At 65.3% G+C, this 1,137-nt stretch carries 1 pseudogene; it reads left to right on the forward strand.

From position 1 onward, the window contains the following. A pseudogene (locus HB675_RS25685) lies at nucleotides 1-1,137 on the forward strand (RHS repeat protein); the annotation flags it as partial.

Here is a 1,137-nt window from a genome sequence, read left to right on the forward strand (position 1 = left end):
TAACATGACCCGCAGCACCGACGCCCGGGGCGTGGTGATCAACTACAGCTACGACGCGCTCAACCGGGTCACGGCCAAGACCTACCCGGCGACACCGGCGCTCAATGTCACGCTCACCTACGACGAAACCGCCAACGGCAACAAGGGCATCGGCCACCTGACCAGCCTGCAGGACGGCGGCGGCACGCTGCACTACACCTATGACGATCAAGGCAACCTGGTCAGCCAGCAGCGCGCCGTGGCCGTCAACGACACCGCGACCAACGAAACCCTGACCTACGGCTACGACTCGTCGAACAACCTGACCCAACTGGGCTACCCTGCAGGTATCACTGCGGCCTACACGCGCAACAGCGCCGACCAGGTCACCGACATCCAGCTGACGGTCAACGGCACCACGGTCCCGCTGGCCAGCGCCATCAGCTACCAGCCCTTCGGCCCGCTGAAGACCCTGACCTGGGGCAACGGCATCACGCTGACGCGCACCTACGACAACGACTACCAACTGACCAACCAGACGATCGGCAACTGGCAGAGCAGCTACACCTTCGATCCGGACAGCAACATCGCGCAGGCGACCCATACGCTGTGGGGCACGGTGCAGTACCAGTACGATGCGCTGGATCGGCTGAGCCAGGAACAGACCAGCGCGACGAAGAAGGATTACACCCTCGACGCCACGGGCAACCGCACCCAGCGAGTGACCACCGACCAGGCCAGCGGCACGGTCACGGACACCCAGAGGCTGACCTACGCCACGGACAGCAACCGCCTGGCGACCCTCAACGGCACGGCCGTCACCCACGATGCGGCCGGCAACCAGACCCAGAGCGACGCGCTGCGCTACGCCTATGACGACCAGGGTCGGCTGAGCGAGGTGTATCAGGCCGGCAGCCAGAAGGTGGCGGACTACCGCTACAACTCGCTGGGCCAGCGGACGGTGAAGCGGGTCCTCGATCCGGTGAGCCAGGCGCTGCTCAACACCACGACCTACCTGTACGGCTTGAACGGCGAGGCGCTCGGGCAGACGCTGTACAACGCCTCCGGCAGCAAGGCCAGCGGGCAATACTGGTTCTGGCTGGACGGCATGCCGCTGGCCCAGGTCAATACCGACTTCGCCGCTGACGGGACGATCAG

The sequence above is a fragment of the Pseudomonas sp. dw_358 genome (assembly GCF_018449655.1).
In the GTDB taxonomy this organism is placed as follows: Bacteria; Pseudomonadota; Gammaproteobacteria; order Pseudomonadales; family Pseudomonadaceae; genus Aquipseudomonas.